General features: G+C 69.5%; 21 protein-coding genes. 11 read left to right on the top strand and 10 right to left on the bottom strand.

Going from position 1 to position 19963, the window contains the following annotated elements:
- Positions 1-95: 95 nt before the first annotated feature.
- Positions 96-2114, bottom strand: a complete 2019-nt coding sequence (locus IEY31_RS01400; RefSeq protein ID WP_308424300.1) for a phosphodiester glycosidase family protein — start codon at positions 2112-2114, stop codon at positions 96-98.
- Between the two features lie 125 nt (positions 2115-2239).
- Between IEY31_RS01400 and mglB the strand changes: the two genes are divergently transcribed.
- Together mglB and mglA are read left to right on the top strand one after the other, a co-directional pair.
- Positions 2240-2725, top strand: coding sequence for a GTPase-activating protein MglB (gene mglB / locus IEY31_RS01395; RefSeq protein ID WP_188968269.1), 486 nt, complete (start codon positions 2240-2242; stop codon positions 2723-2725).
- Between the two features lie 60 nt (positions 2726-2785).
- The gene (mglA, locus tag IEY31_RS01390) at positions 2786-3376 is read left to right on the top strand and encodes a GTPase MglA (RefSeq protein ID WP_188968267.1); all 591 of its coding nucleotides are present in this window, start codon (positions 2786-2788) and stop codon (positions 3374-3376) included.
- Between the two features lie 73 nt (positions 3377-3449).
- Here the strand turns inward: mglA and IEY31_RS01385 are convergent, their stop codons facing one another.
- On the bottom strand, positions 3450-4574 hold the full coding sequence (locus IEY31_RS01385) for a 3-deoxy-7-phosphoheptulonate synthase (protein WP_188968266.1): 1125 nt from the start codon (positions 4572-4574) through the stop codon (positions 3450-3452).
- A gap of 367 nt (positions 4575-4941) precedes the next feature.
- On the opposite strand from IEY31_RS01385, the gene mbhE reads away from it, so the two are divergent.
- The 7 genes from mbhE (at position 4942) to mnhG (ending at position 11104) form a co-directional block, all read left to right on the top strand.
- Positions 4942-7299, top strand: a complete 2358-nt coding sequence (gene mbhE, locus IEY31_RS01380) for a hydrogen gas-evolving membrane-bound hydrogenase subunit E (RefSeq protein ID WP_188968263.1) — start codon at positions 4942-4944, stop codon at positions 7297-7299.
- Positions 7296-7790, top strand: a complete 495-nt coding sequence (locus tag IEY31_RS01375) for an MnhB domain-containing protein (RefSeq protein ID WP_188968261.1) — start codon at positions 7296-7298, stop codon at positions 7788-7790. Before mbhE ends, IEY31_RS01375 begins: the two co-directional genes overlap by 4 nt.
- Positions 7791-7929: 139 nt before the next feature.
- On the top strand, positions 7930-8379 hold the full coding sequence (locus IEY31_RS01370; protein ID WP_188968259.1) for a Na+/H+ antiporter subunit C: 450 nt from the start codon (positions 7930-7932) through the stop codon (positions 8377-8379).
- Positions 8376-9932 carry a proton-conducting transporter transmembrane domain-containing protein gene (locus IEY31_RS01365; RefSeq protein ID WP_229723242.1) on the top strand — a complete coding sequence of 519 codons (1557 nt, stop codon included), beginning with the start codon at positions 8376-8378 and terminating at the stop codon, positions 9930-9932. Before IEY31_RS01370 ends, IEY31_RS01365 begins: the two co-directional genes overlap by 4 nt.
- Entirely contained in the window at positions 9929-10429 is a 501-nt protein-coding gene (locus IEY31_RS01360) for a Na+/H+ antiporter subunit E (RefSeq protein WP_188968257.1), read from the top strand. Before IEY31_RS01365 ends, IEY31_RS01360 begins: the two co-directional genes overlap by 4 nt.
- Positions 10426-10686 carry a monovalent cation/H+ antiporter complex subunit F gene (locus IEY31_RS01355; protein WP_188968255.1) on the top strand — a complete coding sequence of 87 codons (261 nt, stop codon included), beginning with the start codon at positions 10426-10428 and terminating at the stop codon, positions 10684-10686. The genes IEY31_RS01360 and IEY31_RS01355 overlap by 4 nt, the downstream gene beginning before the upstream one ends.
- A 46-nt stretch (positions 10687-10732) precedes the next feature.
- Positions 10733-11104 (top strand): monovalent cation/H(+) antiporter subunit G, encoded by a 372-nt coding sequence (gene mnhG / locus IEY31_RS01350; RefSeq protein ID WP_188968253.1) that lies wholly within the window; start codon positions 10733-10735, stop codon positions 11102-11104.
- 68 nt (positions 11105-11172) lie between these two features.
- On the opposite strand, the gene cdd is transcribed toward mnhG, so the two are convergent.
- Both cdd and IEY31_RS01340 read right to left on the bottom strand, forming a co-directional pair.
- Positions 11173-11628, bottom strand: coding sequence for a cytidine deaminase (cdd, locus tag IEY31_RS01345; RefSeq protein WP_188968251.1), 456 nt, complete (start codon positions 11626-11628; stop codon positions 11173-11175).
- On the bottom strand, positions 11615-12961 hold the full coding sequence (locus IEY31_RS01340) for a hemolysin family protein (RefSeq protein WP_188968249.1): 1347 nt from the start codon (positions 12959-12961) through the stop codon (positions 11615-11617). The genes cdd and IEY31_RS01340 overlap by 14 nt, the downstream gene beginning before the upstream one ends.
- A 338-nt stretch (positions 12962-13299) precedes the next feature.
- Between IEY31_RS01340 and IEY31_RS01335 the strand changes: the two genes are divergently transcribed.
- A complete protein-coding gene (locus IEY31_RS01335) occupies positions 13300-14304 on the top strand; it encodes an MDR family oxidoreductase (protein ID WP_188968247.1) in 1005 nt (334 codons plus the stop codon).
- A gap of 73 nt (positions 14305-14377) precedes the next feature.
- Here the strand turns inward: IEY31_RS01335 and IEY31_RS01330 are convergent, their stop codons facing one another.
- Positions 14378-16504, bottom strand: coding sequence for a S8 family serine peptidase (locus IEY31_RS01330; protein WP_188968245.1), 2127 nt, complete (start codon positions 16502-16504; stop codon positions 14378-14380).
- 128 nt (positions 16505-16632) lie between these two features.
- On the opposite strand from IEY31_RS01330, the gene IEY31_RS01325 reads away from it, so the two are divergent.
- On the top strand, positions 16633-17190 hold the full coding sequence (locus IEY31_RS01325) for a metal-binding protein (protein WP_188968243.1): 558 nt from the start codon (positions 16633-16635) through the stop codon (positions 17188-17190).
- Positions 17191-17203: 13 nt separating this feature from the next.
- Here IEY31_RS01325 and IEY31_RS01320 read toward each other — a convergent pair whose 3' ends face one another.
- From IEY31_RS01320 to IEY31_RS01300, 5 genes are all read right to left on the bottom strand, one after another.
- Positions 17204-17941, bottom strand: coding sequence for a YkgJ family cysteine cluster protein (locus IEY31_RS01320; protein ID WP_188968241.1), 738 nt, complete (start codon positions 17939-17941; stop codon positions 17204-17206).
- 57 nt (positions 17942-17998) lie between these two features.
- Positions 17999-18466 carry a Nudix hydrolase gene (locus tag IEY31_RS01315; protein WP_188968239.1) on the bottom strand — a complete coding sequence of 156 codons (468 nt, stop codon included), beginning with the start codon at positions 18464-18466 and terminating at the stop codon, positions 17999-18001.
- Complete coding sequence (locus tag IEY31_RS01310; RefSeq protein ID WP_188968237.1) at positions 18466-18993, bottom strand: YfiT family bacillithiol transferase; 528 nt, start codon at positions 18991-18993, stop codon at positions 18466-18468. The genes IEY31_RS01315 and IEY31_RS01310 overlap by 1 nt, the downstream gene beginning before the upstream one ends.
- Positions 18990-19328 (bottom strand): nucleotide pyrophosphohydrolase, encoded by a 339-nt coding sequence (locus tag IEY31_RS01305; protein WP_188968235.1) that lies wholly within the window; start codon positions 19326-19328, stop codon positions 18990-18992. The genes IEY31_RS01310 and IEY31_RS01305 overlap by 4 nt, the downstream gene beginning before the upstream one ends.
- A 99-nt stretch (positions 19329-19427) precedes the next feature.
- Positions 19428-19931 carry a DUF4384 domain-containing protein gene (locus IEY31_RS01300; protein WP_188968233.1) on the bottom strand — a complete coding sequence of 168 codons (504 nt, stop codon included), beginning with the start codon at positions 19929-19931 and terminating at the stop codon, positions 19428-19430.
- Positions 19932-19963: the final 32 nt, after the last annotated feature.

The following is a 19963-nucleotide window of genomic DNA, read 5'->3' as shown; positions in this document are numbered from 1 at the left end:
CCCCGCGAACGGCGGTCTGAAGACCAGTGTACGACTGGAGAGTCAATTCTGTCTTTAGCTATATTTCAGAGTCGAATTCTGTTTCTGGCGAGGAATTACTTCCTGCCCGCCACCCCGCGCGGCACGAAGACGATGGCGTTGGGCACCGGCTGGCTCCAGACCGTGTTCAGATACGCGCCCAGCCCCGCGTAGCCGCCCTGCAGGTAGGCGGTGGCGCTGCTGCCGCTGTCCATCCGCACGGCGTCGCGCACGCCGGCCCCGGCCAGGGCGGCGGCAAAGGCCTCGGGGGTGCCGTGCTCGAAATACGCGATGGTGGGCTGCCCGCCCACGGTGCCCAGCGCGGATTGCCGGGTGGCACGCCACACGCCGGCGGCGGTGTTGAAGCCCTCGCGGCGCGGGTCGAGCGCCACCCGCCCGCCCTGCACCAGCAGCGGCCCGGCGCTCAGGGCGTCCAGGGCGTTGGCCCATGGGGCGTCGGTGGCCTGCCAGTTGAGGGTGACCTGCACGGCTGCGCCCGCCGCCTGGGGCAGCGCCGGAAAACGCGCCGGGTCAAAGGTAAAGGCCAGAGTCCTGGCCGGCGCGATGATCGTCCCGGTCACGGCGCGGGTCACGCTGGGGCTGCCGGGGGCCAGCAGCAGGGTGGTAAGGCCCGTGCCGCCCACCACCGTCCTGCCGTCGCCCACGAAGGCGGTCAGCAGCGCGGCGTTGGGCGCGGCCCGCACGCTGTTGACCGTGACGCTGCCAAAGGCGCCGCTCAGGACGTAACGCGGGCGCGGGTAGCCAAACAGCGCCTCGCCCCCTGCCGTGAAGCCCACGGTGGCCCGCTTTTCCAGACTGCCGGCGGTCATCAGGCCGTTCGTCGCCACCAGATCGACAGGCAGGCCGCTCCGGGGGTCAAAATACCCGCCGTTGACCCCCGCCACGCCGCCCACCGATTTCACCAGATCGGCCACCGCCAGCGACCGGCCCAGCGGGGCGCTGATCACGCGCGGCTGAAACAGCGCCGGATCGAAGCTCAGCAGGTGCAGCAGGCCCCTGTTGTGGTAGGTCACGCCGGGCGGCAGAGCGTCGGGATTGAGGGGCGGCGGCACGCTGGCGTCGGTGTAGGTGGTGGTGTCGATCACCACCCGGAAGGGCTCGTCCAGGGTAAAGATCTCGCTGCGCCCGCCCCGGGTGGTCAGCCGCAGGGCCGCGCCGGTTGCGGTCTGCGCCAGGGTCAGGACGTCGCCGCCCGGCAGTGTCTGCTGGCTGCCGGTCACGGTCACGCCCGGCAGGAACACACCCAGCCCGCCGGTCTCGCGTGAGACCGTCTGCGCAACCGGGGCGCTCAGGTCCAGCACCACCCGCTGAACCTCCACCGTGCGGTACAGAGTCCGGCTGACGCGCACCGTGTCCAGATTGGCCACCCTGGGCACGCTGAGGCTGGGCAGCAGGGGCGGCGGGGTGGGGGTCTGGGAGGGGGGTGCCGGGACGGGTGGGAGAACGGGCAGGGGCGGTGCCGGAGTCGGCGCAGTGGGCACGGGCGCGGCGGGCGTCGGAGACGCGGCTGGTGAGGGAGCAGACGCTGGGGGCGCAGGGGCTGAGACAGGAGCGGGGGCAGCAGACGGTGCCGACGCCGCTGGCGGCCGGACCACCGGGCGTTCAGGGCCGCCGTCCGAGGGCAGCAGGGTCGCCGTGGGCACGCTGGTGGGCGCGGCGAAGCCCAGCAGGCCCGGGGTGTCGGTCAGCACCCGGACCCCCAGCAGTTCCAGCGCCCGCAGCGGCACGTGCAGGCTGCCGCCCTCGGTCACGGGGGCGGGCAGCGTGCCGGACAGCGTGAAGCCCAGCGCGGTCCAGCCCCGGCCCGGCGCGTAACGCAACTCCCGCTTGCCCAGCAGCAGCCGCAGGTCCAGCGGGTCATTGCGAACCGCGACCCCCAGCCGGGGCAGGGTCCAGACCGCCAGCATCTCGGCGCCGCCCAGCGTCCTTGAATCCACCCCGGCGCTCTGCCGGAGCCCCCCGATGGCCGTGGGCCGCGCCAGCGCCGTTCCGGCCAGCAGGCCCACGCCAATCAGCAGCAACCGGCCCACTGCGGCCGCCGCCCCGTTCCTCTTCACGCTCTGCCCGAACTTCACGCGGGGGAGTCTACCGCCTGCCTCCCCGGACGGGGCCCGGCCGCCGGGACCAATGGGGCATTTCTGGCACTCATTCCAGCCGCCGTCAGGTTGTTGTGCTGAGCCCTGTTCATATACTGCGTCTCATGATCGAACCCTCACTTGCGCTTTACGGGGACGCCTACGCCCGTGTGGACGCGCATATTCAGGATCTGCTGGACGTGACGGGCGTGCGTTACGGGCTGCTGGTGGACCGCAAGGGCTTTGTGCTATCCCACAAGGAGGCGCTGTGGGCCCCCCGCCCGCCGGCCCTGGACAGCGTGGCGACGCTGGTGGCCAGCAACGCCGCCGCCACCGCAGCGCTGGCCAACATGCTGGGCGAGCGCACCTTCAGCGAGCAGATTCATCAGGGTGAGAACGGCACCCTCTACGTGGAATCGGTGGGGGATCAGGCGCTGCTGACCCTGATCTTCGATGCCAGCGTGCCGCTGGGCAAGGTCAAGGTCTACGCCAGAAAAACGGTGGCGCAGCTTGCGGCGATTCTGGAGGAACTCAAGGACATCCCCGAGATGCAGCTGAACGGGGACTTTAGCGCGGGTGCCACGGCCCTGCTCGACGATCTGCTGGGCTAGGCCGCGTTCCGGCCTGCCCCACTTTTCCGCTGCTGACCCCGCCCACAGGAGGCATCTGAGATGAGCACCATTAACTTCGCCGCCCGCGAAATCAACTGCAAGATCGTGTATTACGGCCCCGGCATGAGCGGCAAGACCACCAACCTCAAGCAGGTGTTTGCCAGGGTGCCCGGCCACCTGCGCGGCGAGATGGTCTCGCTGGCCACCGAGGACGAGCGCACCCTGTTCTTCGATTTTCTGCCGCTGGATCTGGGCAGCGTGCAGGGTTTCAAGACCCGCTTCCACCTGTACACCGTGCCGGGGCAGGTCTTCTACAATGCCAGCCGCAAGCTGATTCTGCGCGGTGTGGACGGCATCGTGTTTGTCGCGGACAGCGCCCCCAACCGCCTGCGCGCCAATGCCGAGAGCATGCGCAACCTGCGCGAGAACCTGGCCGAACACGGCATCAACGTGCGCGATGTGCCGATTGTGTTGCAGGTCAACAAGCGCGATCTGCCCGACGCCCTGCCCACCAGCATGATCCGCGCGGTGATCGACCCCCGTGGTGAATTGCAACTGTTCGAGGCCATGTCCGACAAGGGTGTGGGCGTGTTCGAGACGCTCAAGACGGTCAGCCGGCTGGTGCTGGAACGGCTGTCTCAGACGAAGTAGAGACAGGAAGCAGCCAGGGGCGGAAGCACACACCTCCGCCCCTGGCTGCTTCTGTCCTTATGCTTGCGCTCAGTCAGCCAATCTGCTGGCCGCGCAATGCCGCGTCCGCGTCCAGCAGCAGCGCCTCGGTCTCGGCCCAGCCCACGCAGGCGTCGGTGACGCTCACGCCGTACTTCAGATCAGCCCGGTCGGCCGGCACGCCCTGCTTGCCCGCCTCCAGGTTGCTTTCCAGCATCAGGCCGCGAATCGCGTGCTGGCCGCCGATGCGCTGCTGGACCACGTCCCGCCAGATCAGCCCCTGCCGCTGGTAATCGCTGCCGCTGTTGGCGTGGGAGCAGTCCACCATCACCGCCGGGGGCAGGCCCGCCGCCGCGATCAGGTCCGCCGCCTCCCTGACGAACTGCGGCGCGTAGTTCGGCCCGTTCTTGCCGCCGCGCAGGATGAGGTGCCCGTTGGGGTTGCCCTGCGTCTGCACGATGCAGGCCCGCCCGTCGTCGTCCACCGTGAAAAAGACGTGCGGGTGTGCGGCGGCCACCATCGCGTCCACCGCCAGCTTCAGGCCGCCGCCGGTGCCGTTCTTGAAGCCCATCGGAGCGCTGACCGCGCTGGCCATGACCCGGTGGGTCTGCGACTCGGTGGTGCGTGCCCCCAGGCAGGCCCAGGCCACCGCGTCGAACAGGTACTGCGGCGCGAAAGGGTCCAGCAACTCGGTGGCGACCGGCAGCCCCAGTTCGCCCACGTCCAGCATCAGGCGGCGGGTCAGGGCCAGCCCGCGGCCCACGTCGTTCTCGCCGGTCATGTCGGGGTCCATCAGAAAGCCGCGCCAGCCCACCGTCGTGCGCGGCTTGTCTACGTACACGCGCATCTGCACTTCCAGCGTGTCGGCCACCCGTTCCCGCAGCGCGGCCAGACGGCGCGCGTATTCCAGCGCCGCCCCCGAGTCGTGGACGCTGCACGGTCCCACCACCACCAGCAGGCGGTGGTCCTCGCCGCGCAGGATCGCCTGCGCGGCCTGACGGCCCGCCACCACGGTGCGCTCGGCCCCCGGCATCAGCGGCAGCGCGGTCTTGAGTTCGCGCGGCGTGGGCAGCGGCGTGAAGCTGGAGACGTTCAGGTTCTCGGTGCGGCTCTTTGGGGGCGTGTGCGTTTCGGGGCTGGACAGAGCGCTGGGCACTTCAGGATGGGGCAATTGGGGCATAGGGGGGTCTCCTTTTAATAAAAGCGCCGCCCGGCGGCCTTTGTGGGGCGTCTACCGGGCGGTCAGGGAAGGAAAGAACAGCGCGACGCTAGGCCCGGTGGGAACGGAACCAATAAAAAAACGGCGCGGCGCGGCAGGACATGGGATGAAGTGTAGAGGGGCGGGGGAGGGGCGGCCGCCGGGCGGTCTAGGCGGGGCGGTCCATACAGCGCTGTTCACACAGGACACAGGGCAGCGGGGCCGGCCGGAAAGGGGTTCGCCCTGAATCGCCCCGACGCCGTGGAGGTCCGGGCAATGCGCCCTTCATATCGGTGTGCTTTCATAGAACCCGCATGATCGCCCCTCTGCCCCTTTCCCTGAGCCGCCTGTGACCCTCGCCGTCCTCCTGCCATTTGTGATGGCCGCCGTGTGTGGCCTGCTGGCCGGCACCCTGGGCCGCCGCAGCGGGTATCTGGCGGCCCTGGGTTTCGTCCCGGCGCTGCTGCTGGCCGTGCCGCTGGCCGGAAACAGCGTGGAAGTCGGCAGTACCCCGCAGACCCAGCTCACGAACTGGGTGCCGGAACTGGGCCTGAATTTCGTCTTCCGGGGCGACGGCTTCTCGCTGCTGTTCGCGGTCCTGATCGGCGTGATCGGGGCGCTGGCCTCGCTGTACTCGGTGGCGTACCTGTCGGAACGCGAGCGCTTCGGGCGCTTCTACCCGTACCTGCTGCTGTTCGGCGGCTCCATGCTGGGGCTGGTTCTCAGCGACAACCTCGTGGCGCTGTTCGCCTTCTGGGAGATGACCAGCGTGACCAGTTTCCTGCTGATCGGGTTGTGGCACACCCGCAGCGAGGCGCGTGACGGTGCCATCAAGGCGTTTCTGGTCAGCGCGCTGGGGGGCCTGGGCCTGCTGGCGGCGGTGGCGCTGCTGTCGGTGGCCGGGGGCAGCACCAACCTGTCCGAACTGGACCTGGCGGCGGTGCGGGCCTCGCCGATGTTCGTGCCGGCGCTGCTGCTCACGCTGCTGGCGGCGTTTACCAAGAGCGCGCAGCTGCCGTTTCACCTGTGGCTGCCCACCGCGATGGAAGCGCCCACCCCGGTCTCCGCCTTTCTGCACTCGGCCACGATGGTCAAGGCGGGCGTGGTGCTGGTGGCCAAGTTTGGCCTGATCTTCGGCGGCAGCGCGCTTTGGGGCGGGATCATCGTGCCGCTGGGGCTGGCGACGATGTTCTGGGGCTCGTGGCGGGCGCTGAAGCAGACGGACCTCAAGGCGCTGCTGGCCTTTTCCACGGTGTCGCAGCTGGGGCTGCTGATGGCGCTGTACGGGCTGGCCGACCCGGAAGGACGCTTTGCCGCCACCACCCACCTGCTGAACCACGCGGCCTTCAAGGCAGCGCTGTTTTTCGTGGTGGGCATCATCGACCATGAGACCGGCACGCGCGAGACCTTCCGGCTGTCGGGGCTGCGGCGCAAACTGCCGCTGACCTTCGTGGTGGCCCTGCTTGCCACCCTGAGCATGGCCGGGCTACCGCCGCTGGGCGGCTTTATCTCCAAGGAACTGTTCTACGAGGCAATGCTGCACGCCGGGCCGGGCTTTATCGCGGTGGCCGTGATCGGCAGTGCCCTCACGCTGGCGTACTGCGCGCGGCTGATCCGCATCTTCTTCGGCGGGTTCGAGGTTCCGCTGGACGATGGCGGCCAGCCCCTGAAACCCGCCATTCACGAGGCGGGCCCCGGCCTGCTGCTGCCGCCCGCGCTGCTGGCCGGGGCGGCGCTGCTGTTCGGGGTGTGGCCCGCCAGCGCCGAGTGGCTGGCCCGCCGGGCCGGGGCGGCGCTGGCGTTTGCGGAGTATGACGGCCACCTGTTGCTGTGGCACGGCGTGACTCCGGCCCTGCTGCTGACCGTGCTGACCTGGGGGCTGGCCGCGCTGCTGGTGTGGCAGGCGGCGCGGGTGTACTTTTTCCAGGTGCATCTGGAGTCCCCCCTGAGTTCCAACCGCGGTTACCGGGCGCTGCTGGGCGGGCTGGACACCTTCTCCTCGCGCCTGATCGCAGGCACGCAGGGGCTAGCGCTGCCGGACCAGCTTCGCATCACGCTGGCCGCCGCCGGGCTGATGGGCGGCTACGCGGTATGGCGGGCGCCGCAGGTGTTTCAGCCGTTCGAGGCCTTGCCCCTCAGCACCCTGCCTATCGCCGTGTTGCTGGTGGCCGGCGCGCTGGGGGTGCTGCTGTCGCGCAACCGCCTGACCGCTGTGGTCCTGACCGGCCTGACCGGTTTCGGCAGCGCCGTCGCCTTTCTGTCGATGCGTGCCCCGGACCTGGCGCTGACCCAGCTGCTGATCGAGGCGGTCACGGTGATCCTGTTTCTGCTGGTCTTCCGTTACCTGCCGGGCTTTCGCAGCCTGCCGCGTGGCCGGGTGCGGCAGGTGATTGACGTGGGGCTGGCCGGGGCGGCGGGCATTGGAACCACGCTGCTGATTCTGGCCAGCATCCGCTTCCTGTCGCCGCCGATCTCGCCGTACTACCTGGAAAACGCCTACAAGGCGGGCGGTGGCAAGAACGTGGTGAACGTGATTCTGGTGGACTTCCGGGGCTTCGACACGCTGGGCGAGATCATGGTGGTGGCAATGGTGGCGCTGGCAGTGGGCAGCTTGGTGCGCCTGGGCCGCCGGGGCGAGGCCCGCAGCGAGAGGGACACGGCCCCGGCCACCCAGGACCTGCTGGACCTTCAGAAGAGGCGGCCATGAGTCCCCGGCGCGTGCCGAAGAAGGCGCCGAAGGCAGAGCCGGGGCCGGGCGATCTGCTGATCAACGATCCAATCCTCAAGACCATCAGCCGCGCCGCCTTCGCGCTGGTGATCCTGTTCGCGCTGCTGCTGTTGTGGCGCGGGCACAACGCCCCCGGCGGGGGCTTCATCGCGGGCCTGATGACCGTGGGTGCCCTGATCCTGCACCGCATCGCCAACGGCGACAGCGCCCTGCGGGCCGATCCCACGAAGGTCATTCCCTGGGGGCTGGCCCTGTCGCTGACGACCGGGCTGGTGCCGTATCTGCTGGGCGGCCCCTTCCTGAAGTCCGACTACGGCTACATCACCACCGCCCTGACCGGCGAGTTCGAGTGGGCCACGGCCCTGCTGTTCGATCTGGGCGTGTTTCTGGTGGTGGTGGGCGTGGGGCTCTCGCTGGCCTACGACCTGATCGAGGTGCAGCCCACCGAACGGGTGGAGGGGGACGGATGAGGAGCAGGACTCTGAGCGTCAGGAGAGTACAGAAGTTCAAGGCCGGGACGCCGTGCATCCGTGGCGAGAGAAGGCCGGACCGGGCTGGCGGCTGCTGCGCCAGTCTGAACCAGCGGGCCGCCCTGCCGGAGGCCACGTAATGGAAACCCTTTTTGCTGTTCTGATCGGTCTGCTGGTGTCGGCCGGCGTCTTTCTGCTGCTGTCGCGCACGATCATTCGTGTGGTGCTGGGGCTGACCTTCATCGCCTACGGGGTCAATCTGGCGATCCTGACGGTGGCCGGGCTGCGCGAGGAGTCGCCGCCGCTGCTGACGCTGGAGGGACCGTACGTGGACCCGCTGCCGCAGGCGCTGGTGCTGACCGCCATCGTGATCGGCTTTGGCACCACGGCGCTGCTGCTGACGGTGGCGCTGCGGGCCTATCAGGTGGCCGGGCACGACGACGTGGCGGCCTTTGGGGACAATCTGGCCCGCAACCCCGACGGCCCCGACGGCCAGCACGCCGACCCCGAACACCTCAGCCCCGACACGCCGGAAGCGGACCACGGCGATGTGGCCGAGCTTGAGCGGCTGCGGGGGGTGATGCGGTGAACGGCGTGTTGCTCTCGGCGCTGCCTCTCGCGCCGATCCTGACGCCGCTGGGGCTGGGGCTGCTGCTGCTGCTGCCGATGCGGCGCGGCTGGCGCGTGTCGCTGGCGCTGGCTTCGGCCCTGCTCACGCTGGTCTTCGCGCTGCTGCTGATGAACGCGACGCTGGGCAGCGTGCTGGTCAGCGAACTGGGCGGCTGGAAGGCCCCCTTCGGCATCGTGATGGCGGCGGACCGGCTGGGGTCTTTCATGAGCACGCTGGCCGCCGTGTGCGGCGTGTTCACCGTCTGGCTGATGGCCGCGCAGCCGGACCCGGTGCGCGAGCGGCACCACTCGTTTGCCCTGACCTCGTTCCTGTTCGCGGGGGTGCAGCTGTCCTTTTTGACGGGGGACCTGTTCAACCTGTTCGTCGCCTTCGAGGTCATGCTGGTGGCCAGCTACGCCCTCACCGTGCTGGGGTCCACCCGCGAACAGCTGCGCGAGGGTTTCCGCTACATCGTGATGAATCTGTCGGCCTCGGCGCTGCTGGTGGTGGCCTGCGGGCTGACCTACGGCACGCTGGGGACGCTGAATTTCGCGCATCTGGCACAGCGCAGCGCGGCGCTGGGGCCAAACACCACCGTGACCGCCGTGGGCGTGCTGCTGCTGATCGTGTTCGCGGCCAAGGGCGCGCTGTTTCCGCTGGGGTTCTGGCTGCCCGGCACCTATCCGGCGGTTCCCCCGGCCACCGGCGCGTTCTTCGCAGCGGTGCTGACCAAGGTGGGGCTGTACGCCCTGATCCGGGTGTTCACCACCGTCTTCAACCAGGATCCGGAACTGCCCAACACGCTGCTGTTGATGCTGGGCGCCGTGACCATGCTGTACGGGGCGCTGGGGGCGGTCAGCCAGCGCGAGTGGCGGCGCATCCTGTCATTCACGGTGGTGGGGTCGGTGGGATACCTGGCCTTCGGGTTGGGGCTGAACTCGCCGGACGCCCTGCGGGCCAGCCTGGCGTACCTGGCGGTCAGCGTGGTGGTGACCCTGGCGATGTTCCTGATCGCCGCCGTCGCGGAGCGGGCCAGCGGCACCCGGCTGGTGCGGGCACGCGGCTTTATCGAGTTTCTGCCGCTGCTGGCCGCGTGCTTTCTGCTGTGTGCCCTGACCGTGGCGGGGTTGCCGCCCAGCGCGGGCTTCGTCGCCAAGTTCGATCTGGTCCGCGCCGGGCTGGAGGGCGGCACCACGCTGGCCTACGTCGCCACCGCCAGCGCCCTGCTGAGCAGCCTGATCACGCTGTACGCGTTGCTGCGGGTCTGGAGCGGCTTTTTCTGGGGGCGTCATCCGGTCAGCGAGCCTGTGCGGCGGGTCCGCTGGCCGGAACGTTTGCCCGCCTACCTGGCCTCGGCGCTGGTGGCCGCGCTGGCGCTGTTTGCCGGGCCGCTGCTGGGCTACGCACGCGGCACCGCCGATGAACTGGGCAGCAACGGCCATTACATTCTGGGCGTGCTGGGCGACCAGCCCCTGAACCTGCCGGACCGCCCCAAGGGTGACGAGGTCCAGGAGCCGGAGGACGGACCATGAGAGGCCTGTCGCTCAATATCCTGCTGGCCATCGTGTGGACGCTGTTCGTGGGGGAATTCAGCCTGCGTGAGCTGGCCATCGGCGTGCTGCTGGGCTTCGCCATCCTGAGTATCTTTCCGCTGTCGCTGGGCACGGGCGGGTACGTGCGGCGCACCCTGGCGGTGGTCCGTTTCGCGCTGTTCTTCATCCGCGAGCTGACGGCGGCGAACGTGCAGGTGGCGCTGTTTGCCCTGCGCCCGCATCCGCCGCTGCACCCCATGATCATCGCCTACCCGCTGCGCCTGCGCGGCGACAACGGGCAGACGCTCCTGGCCGCCACCATCACGCTGATGCCCGGCTCGGTGGCGATGGGCTTCAACCCCGAGCGGACCGTGCTGTATGCCCACACCATCGGTATGGGCAGCGTGCGCGAGGCGCGGGCCAGTCTCAAGAAGGTGGAAGACGCCCTGCTGCCGCTGTACGGCCAGAGCGCCGAACTTCAGGAGGACACCGCATGATCATCAATCTGGCCCTGGGCATCGTCACGCTGTCGGTCCTGCTGGTCACGGTGCGCGTGCTGCGCGGCCCCAGCTGGGGGGACCGGATCATGGCCTTCGATTTTCTGAGCGTCAATCTGGTGGTGCTGATCGCCCTGATCGCCGTCAAGTTCCGCCTGATCGTCATGCTGGACGCCGCGCTGGTGCTGAGTCTGCTGGGGTTTCTCAGCACCGTGGCCCTGACGCGCTACCTGCTGCTGGGCCGGGTGATGAAGTGAGGCAGGCTCTGAGTGCCGGAAACCCCGTGAAGCCACAGGGCCAGCCATGAGCGATTTCGACGCGGCCCGTGACATCCCCATTCTGCTGGGGGCCTTTTTCGTGCTGACGGCGGCCATCGGGCTGGTGCGCTTTCCAGACCTGTATTCGCGGCTGCACGCCAGCAGCAAGCTGATCACGCTGGGATCGGCAGGCATCTTCATCGGCGTGAGTCTGGAATTCGCCCAGACCGAGGCCCTTTCAAGGCTGGCGGCGGTGCTGCTGTTTCAGTTCCTGACCACGCCCCTGAGCGCCTACCTGATCGCGCAGGCCGCCTACCTGCGCGGGCTGGAGCCGCTGCTGGAAGGCCCGGACGAGTGGAACGCGCTGGGCAAGGCGGCGCTGCTGGACCGGCGGCTGGAGGAGACGGGGGAGCGCTAGCCGAAAAGGAAAAGCCCCCTCTGGGCCAGGGGGCCGCAAGGGGGGAAGCCGGCTGGAGAGGCGGCTCGCTACTGCGTTCCCACCCCGTGCCCGTCGTCGCGTTCCTCCAGCCGGAAGCCGTGCGGCAGAAAGTCGCGCACCAAGCCGCTCACGATCTCGCCTCCGGCATTGACACAGACCACGCGGGCGTCGGGGGCGAACTCGTACAGCACCTGACGGCACGCGCCGCAGGGGCTGGCGGGCGGGCTGGACTCGGCGTAGACCACCAGATCCGTGAAGGTCCGCGCCCCCGCCGTGGCCATGGCCTGCACCGCCGACTGCTCGGCGCAGCGGCCCAGGCCGTAGCTGGCGTTCTCCACGTTGGCGCCGCTGAAGACCTGTCCGTCGGGGGTTCTCAGGGCCGCGCCGACATGAAATTTGCTGTAGGGGGCGTAGGCCCGGCCAAAGGCAGCTTTCGCGGCGGCCAGCAGGTGCGGGTCCGGGGCAAGGCCCAGGGCGTTGGGGTCTCCATCAGTCTTTGCCATTGCTTGCCTCCTCGGTCAGGGCCAGCGGGCCGGGATCGGTGACCCGCTCGGCGCGCACGCGGCTGACCCGGCGCTCGTCGGCCTCCTCGACCGTGAAGGCCCAGCCCTCGTGGAGGAAGGTGTAGCCCACCTCGGGAATGTCCCCGAAATGGGAGGTCATGAATCCGCCCAGGGTGTCGAACTCGGCCTCGCCGTCTTCCAGGTTGCTGCCCAGAATCTGCTCGACCTCGTGCACGATCATGCCGCCGTCGATCAGGTACACGCCCTCGCCCACCAGCTCGAACAGCGGCAGTTCTTCCTCGTCGGTCTCGTCGTAGATCTCGCCCACGATCTCCTCCAGGGCGTCTTCCAGCGTGACCAGCCCCGCCGTGCCGCCGAACTCGTCAACCACCACGCTCAGGTGCGACTTCTTCTCGCGCATCTTGGCCAGCAGGTCCTTGATCTTCATGCCTTCGGGCACAAAGAAGACCTTCCTCATCACGTCGGAGATGGTCATGGTGTCCAGCTCGTCCAGATGGCGCAGTACGTCGCTGCTGTGGGCGATGCCCACGATGTTGTCGGCGGTGTCCTGGTACACCGGCACGCGCGAGTAGCTGTGCTCGGCGTTCAGCTCCAGCATGCGGCGCAGCGGCGAGGCGCCGTCCACCACCACCATGTCCACGCGCGGGGTCATGATCTCGCGCACGGTGGTGTCCGACAGGTCAAAGACGTTGTAGACCAGTTCGCGCTCGCCGTCTTCCAGCACGCCTTCCTGGCTCGACGCGCCGACGATCATGCGGATCTCCTCTTCCGAGTACGCGGCGTGATGCCCGGCCACGCCGCGCAGGCCGAACAGCCGCACCACGCCGTTGCCCATGGCATTGAGCAGGATGATGGCCCACTTGAAGAGGGCCGTGAAGAACAGCAGGGGGCGCGTGACCACCATGGCCACCTGCTCGGCCCGCTGCAGCGCCCAGCTTTTCGGGGCCAGCTCGCCGAACACGATGTGGAGGATGGTACTCAGGGCAAAGGCGATTCCAAAGGAGATGCCCCGGATCTGGCCCTCGCTGAGCGAGGTGCCCGACAGCAGCGGGGCCACCAGATGCTCGATGGCCGGTTCGGCCACGAAGCCGATGGCCAGACTGGCCATGGTGATGCCCAGCTGGGTTGCGGCGATGTACAGGTCCAGGTTTTTCAGGGCCCGCTGGGTGATCTTGGCGGTGGCGTTGCCCTCATCGGCCAGCTGGTCAATGCGCGTGCGGCGCACGCTGACCAGCGAGAATTCTGCGGCCACAAAAAAGCCGTTCATCAGGACCAGGGCGAACAACGCGATTATTCCGAGAATGTCATTCATGAATGGGCGCGCTCCGTAACCGCGCCCCGGTCATCCGCATGGCACATGCTGCCCGCCCGCTCCGCGAGGAGGGGAGTCGGTGACCGGTGATGTTGCGTGATCCAGGACCTGTGCTGCCGCAGTACACAACTGCGTTGCCACAGCAAAAACGCCGCCCTGAGGCGGGTTTCACCGGGCACTAGGGAAGAGCCGAAACTGGGAGGCTCCATAGCAGCAAAAAGTGTAACACACCGGGGCCGCCGCCCGGCCTGGAATTGTGGACGGGCGGGGCCGCGCTGCAGGCGCTACTCTGCGCCTCGGCCACCCCCCCTTTACCGCCTTCCCCCTGGAGGTTCCCCATGTCCATGCCCACCCCCCCCGACACCTACCGCGCCCTGCGCGTCACCCAGGACGGCGAGCGCCGCCGCGCCGAGTTGCAGACCCTTCCCCTGTCCGCGTTGCCCGACGGCGACGTGTTGATCGCGGTGTCGTACTCCAGCCTGAACTACAAAGACGGGCTGGCCGTGACCGGGCAGGGCATCCTGCGCAGCGTGCCCATGACCCCCGGCATCGATCTGGCAGGCACAGTGCTGGAAGACCGCAGCGGCATCCACGCGCCGGGCGACGCCGTGATCCTGACCGGCTGGGGCATCGGCGAGCGGCAGGACGGCGGCTACGCCACGCACGCCCGCGCCGAGGCCGGCTGGCTGGTGCGTCAGCCGGCCGGCACCGACGCCGTCTGGGCCATGAGTGTGGGCACGGCGGGCTTCACGGCCATGCTGGCGGTGATGGCCCTGGAAGACGCGGGCGTACGTCCCGGCGACGGCGAGGTCCTGGTCACGGGCGCGGCGGGCGGTGTGGGCAGCACGGCCATCGCCCTGTTGAGCGCCGCCGGCTTCACCGTCACCGCCAGCACCGGGCGCAGCGGGGAGGAGGCGTACCTGCGCGAACTGGGCGCGTCCACCATCATCCCCCGCGAGGAGCTGCCAGCCATGAAACGCCCGCTGGAAAAGGAGCGCTGGAGCGGCGTGGTGGACAGTGTGGGCGGCGAGACGCTGGCGGGCGCGTACGCCTCCACCCGCACGCACGGAGCGCTGGTGGTCTGCGGCATCGCCGGCGGCACCGGGCTGAACACCACCGTCTTTCCGCTGATTCTGCGCGGCGTGTCCCTGCTGGGCATCGACAGCGTGACCTGCCCGCAGCCCCGCCGCGAGGCCGCCTGGGCCCGTCTGGCCCGTGACCTGCCCGCTTCCAGACTGGCCAGTGTGACCCGCACGCACGGCCTGTCGGAGGTCACTGCACTGGCCCCGCAGATTCTGGCCGGGCAGGTGCGGGGGCGCACCGTGATCGACGTCAACGGCTGAGCCTGTTTGTCTCAGGGGTTTCTTTGCCGGACAGCAGATGCGGGATCTTGCCCGGGCCAGCCTGTCTACTGCCTTATTCTGGCAGCAGGTCGCCCACGTCTATCTGCGGGGTCGCCGGTTCCAGGGTGACGGACCGCTCGGCGCGGGGCTCGCCCACTTCGCCGTAAATGCCGTTGGCGTCGCGGTCGCGGCCCCCGATGACGTTGTAGGTGCCGTCGCCCAGGTAGGCACGGAAGCGGCCCAGGGCGTCGACGGCGGGCTGGAAGACCAGCCCGCGTGAATCCTGAAGGCGCAGGCCCAGCGTGTCGCTGATGGCCGGTGCCCCCAGCGCGGCGGCGGCATTGATCATGCCGAGGCCATACAGCGGATCGCGCCCGGCCGCGCCCAGATCGGTGGCGGTGGCGCCCAGGCGGGCCAGGGTGGAGGCGGCGGTGCTGGTCACGCCCTTGCTCAGCAGCAGCGCGGCCAGCGCGGCCACCTGCGGGGCGGCCTGACTGGTGCCGGCCTCGGCCATGTAGTTCGGCTCGTTGCGGGCGTAGTCCCAGCCGGTGGACAGCACCAGATCGGGGAACGGCTGACCGTTGAAGACGCCGCCGTTGAAGGTGCCGGGGTCGCGCACCGGATCAGTGCCGCCCGGCGCGCTGAGCTGCACGGCCGGGTAGGCGTTGCTGTAGACCGCATGCTTGGGGGCGCTGCCGCCGGACAAGGTCACGCTGCCCACCGCCACCGCCGACGCGCAGGCGGCCGGGTAATACGGCGTGGTGTCGTATCCATTGCCTGCCGCCACGATCACCAGCGCTCCGGCGTCGCTGGCGGCCTGGATGGCCTCGCACATGGGCCGCGCCGTGTCGGCGCTGATGGGGGCACCCAGGCTCAGGTTGATCACGGCGGCCACCCGCGGATTGACCAGGGTGGTGGTCTGCTGGGTGGCCGGGTCACGCAGCGTGATGGGCAGTCCGGCGGCGTAGCGCACGGCCAGGACCACGTCGCTGGTGGCCGCGTTGCCCGCCGCGTCGATCACCCGGATGGGCAGCACCCGGACGTTGGCCCGCCGGACCGCGCCCACCACGCCGGTGGGGCTGCAGGCCGCGCAGGAGGGCGCGTTCTGGCCCCAGCGCGCCGCGATGATCCCGGTCACGTGGGTGCCGTGGCTGCTGGTCTGGCGGGTCCGCCCGCCCGCATCGGTAGGGTCGGTGTCCACGCCGTCCCCATCCCCGTTGTCGGCCTCGGTCAGCAGGTCCAGGGCTCCCTCACCCGGCTTCCACAGCATGCCGGCCAGGTCCGGGTGGTCGTAGCGCACGCCGCTGTCCACCACGGCCACCGTCACGGGCCGGGTGTACGCGCCGCCTTCCATGTCGCGCCACACGGCGGGGTAACCCAGCAGCCGGAAGGGCCACTGCAACGCGGCGTACTGGTCCGACGGTTCCAGCGGCTGAACCAGCGGCAGCTTCTGGCTGCCGGGCGGGCGCGGCACGGTCTGGGCATGCAGGATGGCGTTGGGAACGGCGTATTCCACCTGTGGATCGGCACGCAGCACCCGCAGGGCCGCCGCCACGTCCCCGACCTGCACCTCCACGCTGCGCCCCGACAGCGGGCGGCTGAGGGTCACGTTCAGGGCCGCCGCCCGCAGCAGGGTGCCCGCCCGTTCGGTCACCGCGCCTCGCCCCCTGACCCCGGCGGCATCCCCCGCCTCCCGGTACTTGACGATGATGCCGCGCGCCTGCGGTGTACTGGATGGAGGGGTGCCGGCGCCAGGGCCCACGCGCAGATCCTGGCCCTGTGCGCTGGCCTCCTCGCGCAGTCGGCCCGTCAGGACGTACTGGTCGGCCTTCACGGTCCAAGTGGCGGTTCCGCCCTGTGCCGTGCCAGTTCCCGTTTTCCAGGTGATCTTGATCTGGCCGCTCAGGACCGGCTGGTCCGCGGCCAGGGGCGTGCCTGCCCCGCGGTCGGCGCTGACCCGAAGGCCCACGTCCCCCTGGCCCGAGCGCGGCGTGACCTGCAGCCAGTCGGGCACGTCGGTCACGGTCCATTCACCCGTGAACGGCCGCGAGGCCTGGGTGCTGGGCGCCCCCCCCAGGTTCAGCGCCAGGTCCTCAAGCGCGGTGGGGGGGAGTGGCGGCGCGTCAGCCGGGGTGCAGGCAGACAACACCAGGCTCAGGGACATCAGCGCGGTCAGGGTGGGCAGAGAGGTGCGGGCCATCTGTGCCCAGCATGGCGTATCGGCGTGGGCGCTGCGTGAACCTGCCGCGCCTCCGCGCCGGGGAGGCCGGGGGGGAGGCGCGGCGGGTAGGCTGGCACAATCCCCTTCCAGCACAGCACAATGGGGCCGTGCCCAGCGGACGTGTCCACAACCTGATCAATATCGCGGCCTACAGCGTGCTGGCCGCCGCTGCCCTGATCCTCAGCCGCCAGGAGCTGCTGACGGTCACGCCGGTGCAGGCGCTGAATTTCACCGTGGCCTACGCTGCCGGGACATTTCTGCTGTCGCCGGACCTGGACCTGGCCGACGGACGGGTGGACAGCAAGCGTTACTGGGGGCTGCTGGGCTTCCTGTGGGTGCCGTACGGCAAGCTGTTCCGGCACCGGGGCCTGTCGCACAGCTGGGTGATCGGCCCGCTGACCCGTCTGGCGTACCTCGCCCTGCTGCTCACGCTGATTGTGGGGGTGCTGCGCTACGCCGTTCCCGGCCTGACGCTGCCTGCCATTCCGCAGCCGATCAGCCTGAAATTCATCCTGCCGCTGGTGCTGGGCTACTTCCTCAGCCAGTGGCTGCACCTGATTGCCGACGGCATCCGGCCCGATCACGGGTTGCGGCAGGGCGTGAGGAAGCTGCGGGTTCAGCGCTCCCGCCCCCGCTCAGGCCGCTCAAGAAGTCGCCGGGCCTAGCGGGCCGGGAACACTACTCGATTTGCAGCAGTTCGCGGTGCGCCAGCCCCCGTCCGCTGGCCACCTGCCACGCCCCGCGCCCGTCGCCGCGCTGCACCCGCGCCATGAAACCCGCGTCGGCCGCCAGCGTGGTCAGCAGCCAGAAGTCGCCCCAGACCTCTAGCCCCCACGCGGCACGCATGCTCTTGGACGCGGCCACCCAGACCGGCTCCGACAGGTGTTCCAGCGGCGCGATAAAGTGCCACTCGCCGTCGGTGCCTGGGGTGCGCGCCACCTCGCGGTGGTACTCGCGTTTCTCGCGGGCGTTCATGGCCTCCCAGGTGCCCTCGGCGCAGTAGTGGGCCGGAAAAGCGCTGAAGGTGTCGCGGCAGCGGGTGGGCCGCGCCTCGTACTGGGTGCAGGCCCCGTTCTCACGGTCCAGCAGCGGGCAGAACCCCACCTCCTGCCGGTGACGCTGCACGTACTGGGCGTCGTCCCTGGCGGTGCGGGCATTCTTCAGGGCGGCGCGGGCGTGCGCCTCCACGGCCACCGCCTGTGCGCCGTCGATGGCGCGGGCGGTGATGATCGCCTCGGCCAGCGAGACCCGGATGGGCATGTTGCAGCACTGAAAGCACCCCGCGCCGCAGAAGATCTTGCCGCCGCGTGCGCGGTAGCCCGCCTGCCATTTGTCGGCCTGCCGCCCGTAGCGGTCGTAGGCCCGCTGCACGGGAGCCGTGACCGGATCGGTGGGGGCAGGGGCAGCGCGGGTCATGCGGCGCAGCCTACCGTGTCGCCGGGGGCAGAATGGAGAGGTGGGTGGGATTGACGCTCAGGTCCTCGCCACTTCCCGCAGCGCATCGTCGTAAAACAGTTTCGTCTGGTACATGCGGATCTGTCCGGCAGCGTAAAGCGCGTCAAACTCCGCCCGGGCCACGTGGCGGGCCTCCGCCACCTCATGGGCGAAGGTGGGCCGCAGCGTCTGCCCCGGCTGGGGTTCGGCCAGCCAGACGTGCCGCAGGACAAACGCGCCGTCCGGAAAGCGGCCCAGGTACGCGCCCAGAAAGCGCGTGAGCGTGACCCGCAAGCCGGTTTCTTCGTAAGCCTCGCGCACGGCGGTGTCCTCGGGGTTCTCGCCGACCTCCACCGTGCCGCTGGGAATGTGCCACAGCCCGGCCTTGTCCATCTGCCCGGCGGTCCCGAGTTCGCGTACCAGCAGGATGTCGCCCGCCGCATTCAGGATGACCACCCCGGCGGCTTTCAGGTGCACTTCAACGTGCGTCTTCTCGCCGTGCTGCATTACCAGCCCTGGCGCTCACGCAGGCCCGTGATGTGCGCGGCGTGGTGCCGCCCATGCCAGCTGTACATGGCCAGCAGCGTGTCCAGCGTGTAGGTGCGGCCCTGGGCGGGGTGGGTCCATGGGCGGCGCCAGTCGGTCACGGCCACGCCTTCCAGCACCGGCAGCAGGCGGGCGTGCAGGGCCTCCAGCAGCGTCAGGCTGACCTCCGGTGGCAGCAGGCGGTCCGGCAACGCCGCCCAGCGGTCTTCCTCATAGGGCTTGGCGGTGGGGTTCTCCTCGGTCAGCGCCAGCTTGACCCGCACAAAGGCGTTCATGTGGCTCTCGGCTACGTGGTGGACCACCTGCCGCACGGTCCACCCGCCGTCACGGTAGGGGGTGTCCAGTTGCGTGTTGCTCAGGCCGGCGACGGCGGCCCGCAGGTCGCCCGACAGGCGGCGCAGGTGCTCCAGGGCTGTCTGGCGCTCCTGCACGCTCAATTCCAGCGGCGTGGGCATCGGCCCCAGGGGATAGCGCGGATCGGCCCTCACGCGCCCTCTCCGTCCTTGCGGGTCCAGCGGTGGGCGTCGCGCGTTTCCACCTTGTCCATCATGCGGGCAAACCCGCGCTCCAGGCTGATGCCGCGTTCGTTGGCCATGCACATCATCACGAACAGCAGGTCCGCAAGTTCCAGTTCCAGATCGCCCGCCCCCTCGCCGGGCTTGGGCGTCTTGCCGTGCTCGTGGGCAATGACGCGGGCCACCTCGCCCGCCTCCTCGGTCAGGCGGGCCATCAGCAGCAGCGGCGGGAAGTACCCCTCCCTGAACTGCGAGATGTACGCGTCCACACGGGCGCTGGCGTCGGCAAAGGTCAGGGGCGGGGTCATGCCCGCAGGCTAGCGCGCGGGCAGACCGGAGCAAAAAAAGCCCCCTCCATGGCGGAGGGGGTATGCTCAGGCCTCGTTTCTGGCGGATGTACAGGGTTTCTAGCGGATATAGAGGAACGTTTCCTGCACGTCGCGGTCTCCCACCGCGTAGGGATCCAAGTACGTGGTGGTCACCGAGTTCCAGCGGTTGCCGTCGTAGGTGCCGCTCAGCACAATGTTGGTGGTGGGGCGCACACGGGTGAAGATGGCGCGCACACGCTGGATGCCGCGCGGCTCGGCGAGGTTGTACATCACGCCGTCCTGGGCACGCGGGAAGAAGGTGGTTCCGGCGTTCACGTAGACGTTCTGGGCCAGCACGCTGGCGTAGCCGTTGCTCTGCAGGGCGATCAGGGTCACGTAGCCGGGGGTACGGGCACTGAACTGAAAGCGCACGGCCTCGCCCACGGCGTAGGTGCTGCCCTCGCCCCGGTCGGGCCGCAGGCCAGTGATCAGGTTGCTGCGCTGCCCCTGAATCTGAACGCTGGCGTTGGCATCGGGCCGGACCGTCACGGTGCAGGCGCTGAGCCCCAGGGCCAGCGTGCCGAGCAGAAGGAGTGTACGCATACCTCGCAGCATAGGCGGCGAGCCTGACGGGA

Origin of the sequence: Deinococcus aerolatus (assembly GCF_014647055.1) — a bacterium.
Taxonomy (GTDB): domain Bacteria; phylum Deinococcota; class Deinococci; order Deinococcales; family Deinococcaceae; genus Deinococcus; species Deinococcus aerolatus.
The sequence above is the reverse complement of the archived record's forward strand: the minus strand, read 5'-3'. Positions and strand labels throughout refer to the sequence as shown.

Bases quoted from the DNA above. Each gene is read 5' to 3' on its own strand.
- mglB (WP_188968269.1), top strand. From the start codon at position 2,240: ATGATCGAACCCTCACTTGCGCTTTACGGGGACGCCTACGCCCGTGTG.
- mglA (WP_188968267.1), top strand. From the start codon at position 2,786: ATGAGCACCATTAACTTCGCCGCCCGCGAAATCAACTGCAAGATCGTG.
- IEY31_RS01385 (WP_188968266.1), bottom strand. From the start codon at position 4,574: ATGCCCCAATTGCCCCATCCTGAAGTGCCCAGCGCTCTGTCCAGCCCC.
- IEY31_RS01375 (WP_188968261.1), top strand. From the start codon at position 7,296: ATGAGTCCCCGGCGCGTGCCGAAGAAGGCGCCGAAGGCAGAGCCGGGG.
- IEY31_RS01370 (WP_188968259.1), top strand. From the start codon at position 7,930: ATGGAAACCCTTTTTGCTGTTCTGATCGGTCTGCTGGTGTCGGCCGGC.
- IEY31_RS01360 (WP_188968257.1), top strand. From the start codon at position 9,929: ATGAGAGGCCTGTCGCTCAATATCCTGCTGGCCATCGTGTGGACGCTG.
- IEY31_RS01355 (WP_188968255.1), top strand. From the start codon at position 10,426: ATGATCATCAATCTGGCCCTGGGCATCGTCACGCTGTCGGTCCTGCTG.
- mnhG (WP_188968253.1), top strand. From the start codon at position 10,733: ATGAGCGATTTCGACGCGGCCCGTGACATCCCCATTCTGCTGGGGGCC.
- cdd (WP_188968251.1), bottom strand. From the start codon at position 11,628: ATGGCAAAGACTGATGGAGACCCCAACGCCCTGGGCCTTGCCCCGGAC.
- IEY31_RS01340 (WP_188968249.1), bottom strand. From the start codon at position 12,961: ATGAATGACATTCTCGGAATAATCGCGTTGTTCGCCCTGGTCCTGATG.
- IEY31_RS01335 (WP_188968247.1), top strand. From the start codon at position 13,300: ATGTCCATGCCCACCCCCCCCGACACCTACCGCGCCCTGCGCGTCACC.
- IEY31_RS01330 (WP_188968245.1), bottom strand. From the start codon at position 16,504: ATGGCCCGCACCTCTCTGCCCACCCTGACCGCGCTGATGTCCCTGAGC.
- IEY31_RS01320 (WP_188968241.1), bottom strand. From the start codon at position 17,941: ATGACCCGCGCTGCCCCTGCCCCCACCGATCCGGTCACGGCTCCCGTG.
- IEY31_RS01315 (WP_188968239.1), bottom strand. From the start codon at position 18,466: ATGCAGCACGGCGAGAAGACGCACGTTGAAGTGCACCTGAAAGCCGCC.
- IEY31_RS01305 (WP_188968235.1), bottom strand. From the start codon at position 19,328: ATGACCCCGCCCCTGACCTTTGCCGACGCCAGCGCCCGTGTGGACGCG.
- IEY31_RS01300 (WP_188968233.1), bottom strand. From the start codon at position 19,931: ATGCGTACACTCCTTCTGCTCGGCACGCTGGCCCTGGGGCTCAGCGCC.